Below are 3896 nucleotides of genomic sequence, written 5' to 3' on the forward strand. Positions count from 1 at the left end.
GCCCGCCCGCTCGGGGCGGGTGGTGATCGGGATCGATCTCGGCGGGTCTGCCAGCATGCCGGCGGCGGCTTTCTCCTGGCCGGAGACCAACCGCCTCGAGGTGCTCGGAACCTTCCCCGGCCAGCCGTCGCTGCTCGACCGCGGCCAGGTCGACGGCGTGGCCGGGCGCTATGTCGAGATGCAGGATCGCGGCGAGCTGACCGTGCTCGGCGAAAAGACCGTGCCGGTAGCGCCCTGGCTGGTCGAGGTGATGCGCCACGTCGCGGGTCAGCCCGTCGCGGCGGTGACCGCCGACAGGTACAAGCAGGCCGAGCTCGGCGAGGGCCTGGCGCGCGCCGGCGTGCGGGCGCCGATCGTCTGGCGCGGCCAGGGCTTCCGCGACGGCGGCGAGGATTGCGAGCGGTTCCGCCGCGCGGCCTATGACGGCCAGGTGAAGGCCCGGCCGTCGCTCCTGCTGCGCTCGGCCTTCGCCGACGCGGTGTGCCTCCGGGATCCCGCCAACAACCTGAAACTCGCGAAGGCCCGCTCGACCGGGCGCATCGACGCGGCCGCGGCAACCGTCCTCGCGGTGGCCGAGGGCGCCAGGATGCAGGCGCGGCCGAAGCAGACCTCGCGAATCGCATGGGGCTGAAGATGTCGAAATCCGCACCGCCGCGCCTGCGGCTCATCACCCCGCCGGCCGTGCTGCCGGTCACGCTCGCCGAGGCGAAGGAATACCTTCGCGTCGACGGCGACCACGAGGACACCGGCATTGCGGCGATGATCGCGGCCGCGGTCGACATGCTCGACGGGCGCAACGGGCTTCTCGGCCGCTGCCTGGAACCGGCGACATGGGAGCTGGTGCTCGACCGCTTCCCGGCCGCGGAGATCCGGCTTCCGATCGGGCCGGTGGCCAGCGTGACGAGCCTGTCCTTCACGGATCCCGAGGGCGGCGCGGGCGCGGTCGACACGGGCAACTTCGCGGTGGACGACGCGCCCGGCTTCGAGGGCTGGATCGTGCCGGCCGCGGGCTTCTCCTGGCCGGCGACCATGGCAGCGATCAACGCGGTGCGCGTGCGCTTCGTCGCCGGGACCGGCACGCCCGCGGGCGTGAGGCAGGCGATCCTCGACATGGTGGCAGCGCGCTATGACCGCCGCGGCGAGGGCCGGATGCTGACGCCGGGCGTGGTCGCGGACCTCGCGCCCTTCCGCCGGCCGGTGGTGGCATGAGCCGGCATTCGGCATCGGGCCAGCGTTGGATGGCGCTGCGGGCGCTTGTGCTCTCGCGGGACCGCAACACCTGCCAGGCCTGCGGCAAGCATGGCCGGCTCGAGGTGGATCACGTCAAGCCGGTGCGGACGCACCCGCATCTGCGATGGAACCCGGCGAACCTCCAGGCGCTCTGCATCGCCTGCCACGTCGCCAAGACCAACGCCGAGCTCGGGCGCCCTGAAGTGGCCCCGGCTCGCGACAAGTGGCGCGCAGCCGTCCGCGCCCTCGAAAGGGACGGCAGGAAACCGAGCAGCGAAAGGAATGTCACATGCTCGATAGCGTGAAGATCGCGCGCCGACAGTCGGAAATCCGGCAGGCGCTCGCGGGCCTCGCCGGGAAGGAAAGCCCGACCGAGGACGAGGTGCGGACCATGGACGAGATGGACGCGGAGTACCGGCAGAACGAGACCCGCTATCGCGCGGCGCTCGTGGCCGAGGACGAAGAGCGGCGCGACGCCAAGGGCGAGCTGGAAACCCGCGGCGGCCGTGAGTGGTCCGAGCTCGTCGCCGCCTTCGAGCTGCGCCAGGTGGCGCTGGCGCTGGCCGAAGGCCGGGAGATCGACGGCCGGACGGCCGAGGTGGTGACCGAGCTGCGCAGTCAGGGCGGCTATCGCGGCGTTCCGGTCCCCTGGCTCGCGCTCGAAGCGCGCGCGGGCGAGACGATCGCGGGCGGCACGCCGGATCCCGTGACCACCCGGCCGATCATCGATCGCCTGTTCCCCGACCTGGCCGCCGGCCGGATGGGCGCGCAGATGATCGCGATCGAATCCGGTTCGACCGAGTGGCCGGTGGTCACGAGCTCCGTGGCGGCGGGCTGGGCGGACGGCGAGCTTGCAGACGTTGCCGGGCCGACGACCTTCGCCACGACCGACCGGGCGCTGAAGCCGGAGCAGAACCTCGGCGTACAGATGAAGATCTCGCGCAAGGCGCTGAAGCAGTCCGGCGCGGCGCTCGAAGCCGCGGTGCGGCGCGACATGAATTCGGCGATGGGTGTCGCGCTCGACCGGGCCATCTTCCTCGGGACCGGCGCGAACGGGCAGCCGCTCGGGGTCGTCGCCGGCGCGGCGACCTACGGCATCACCGCGACCGATGCGGGCGCCTCGGCGAGCTGGGCGGCCTTCCGCGCCCGCGTGACCGCCTTCATGGTCGCGAATGCGGCGGGCTCGCCTTCGGCGGTGCGGGCGCTGATCCGGCCGGAGCTCTGGGACTTCCTCGACGGCGCCTATATCGACACCGGAACCGGCGTCACGGAATGGGACCGCCTGACGCGGAGCGTCCCGCCCGGCAACATCGCCATGTCGAGCAACGCGCTCGCCGCGCCGACCGGCTCGCCGCTCGCCTGCTCGGCGTTGCTGAGCACGGCGGCCGGCGGTGTCGCGCCGATCTTCGTGGGCGCCTGGGGCGCGGTCGACGTGATCCGGGACCCGTTCGCCGACGCGGCCTCGGGCGGTCTCCGTATCACGGCGCTGGCGACGGCGGACGTGACGGTGGCGCGGCCGGCGCAGCTCGAGGTGCTGACCGGGCTGGAGCTGGCGTGATGGCGCCCGCGCTTCTCTGGGGCGGCGCGGGCGGCGGCCTGGAGCTGCGCGCGGCCGAAGACGGGAGCGCCCGGCTGTCCGGGCGCTTCCCCTACGAGACCGAAACCGACCTCGGCCCGCGGCGGTGGGAGAAGATCGGCGGCCGGGCCTTCCGGGCGCGCATCGAGGCCGGCGAGGAAATTCACCTGCTGCTAGGCCATGACTTCAATCGGCCACTGGCGAGCACGCGGGCCGGCAGCCTGCGCCTCGAAGATCGCGACGATGCGCTCGTCTTCGAGGCGACGCTGGATCCGGCCGTCGCGGACTCGACCACGGGGCGCGATGCGCTGGCGATGGTTCACGGCCGGCTTGCGACCGGGGTCTCCCCCGGCTTCGTCGTGACCAGCGACGAGGTGCTGAAACTGAATCGCGGGCTGCTCCGGGTGGTGCGCTCGGCCGAGCTGCACGAGCTGAGCGTCGTGACGCGGCCGGCCTACGCGAGCGCCCAGGTGGCGGCGCGCTCCTGGGAGATCACGCGGACGATCCCGCATCGGCCCAGGCGCGGCCGCGGACGGTGGAGGGCGTGATGCTCGGATGGCTGACACGGCGGCAACCTAGGGTGCCCGTGACCGAAACCCGATCGGCCGGAACCGGCTTCACCGCGGCAATCATGGCGGCGCGGGAAAGCTACATCTCCGGGCGATCGGGGCTCGCCGAGCTGACGGCGACGGTGCAGGCCTGCGCCTCGCTCTGGGAGGGCGCCTTCGCGCTCGCGGACGTGACCGGGACCGACCTGCTCGACCGGCGCACCATGGGCCTCCTGGCGCGTGCGCTGGCGTTCCGAGGCGAGGCGGTGCTCCTGATCCGCGACCGGCTGGTGCCCTGCTCGGACTGGGATGTCAGCACCCGGGACGGCACGCCGCGCGCCTACCGCCTGAGCATCCCCGAGGCGGGCGGCGGGCGCTCCGAGACCGTGCTGGCGCCGGAGGTGCTGCATGTCCGGCTGGCGGCCGACCCGGTGGCGCCCTGGTCGGGACAGGCGCCCCTGCGGCGGGGCTCGCTCTCGGCCCCGCTCCGCCCCGGAGGGGGGCGGGGGCGTCACGAGAGCTTCCGGGGGCCCCCAATCGGC

At 73.5% G+C, this 3896-nt stretch carries 5 protein-coding genes and 1 pseudogene; all 6 read left to right on the forward strand.

What is annotated here, in order from left to right:
- A partial coding sequence (locus V7050_RS19230; RefSeq protein ID WP_324411059.1) for a terminase TerL endonuclease subunit occupies window positions 1–631 on the forward strand: 631 nt, incomplete at its 5' end.
- Window positions 622–1209: a head-tail connector protein gene (locus tag V7050_RS19235; RefSeq protein WP_324369061.1), complete on the forward strand. Its 588-nt coding sequence runs from the start codon at window positions 622–624 to the stop codon at window positions 1207–1209. The genes V7050_RS19230 and V7050_RS19235, both read left to right, overlap by 10 nt.
- Window positions 1206–1535 carry an HNH endonuclease gene (locus V7050_RS19240; protein WP_324369059.1) on the forward strand — a complete coding sequence of 110 codons (330 nt, stop codon included), beginning with the start codon at window positions 1206–1208 and terminating at the stop codon, window positions 1533–1535. Before V7050_RS19235 ends, V7050_RS19240 begins: the two co-directional genes overlap by 4 nt.
- The gene (locus V7050_RS19245; protein ID WP_324369058.1) at window positions 1520–2788 is read left to right on the forward strand and encodes a phage major capsid protein; all 1269 of its coding nucleotides are present in this window, start codon (window positions 1520–1522) and stop codon (window positions 2786–2788) included. Before V7050_RS19240 ends, V7050_RS19245 begins: the two co-directional genes overlap by 16 nt.
- On the forward strand, window positions 2788–3354 hold the full coding sequence (locus tag V7050_RS19250) for an HK97 family phage prohead protease (protein ID WP_324369056.1): 567 nt from the start codon (window positions 2788–2790) through the stop codon (window positions 3352–3354). The genes V7050_RS19245 and V7050_RS19250 overlap by 1 nt, the downstream gene beginning before the upstream one ends.
- 38 nt (window positions 3355–3392) lie before the next feature.
- A pseudogene (locus V7050_RS19255) lies at window positions 3393–3896 on the forward strand (phage portal protein); the annotation flags it as partial.

This window comes from Amaricoccus sp. (assembly GCF_036846665.1).
Taxonomy (GTDB): Bacteria; Pseudomonadota; Alphaproteobacteria; order Rhodobacterales; family Rhodobacteraceae; genus Amaricoccus.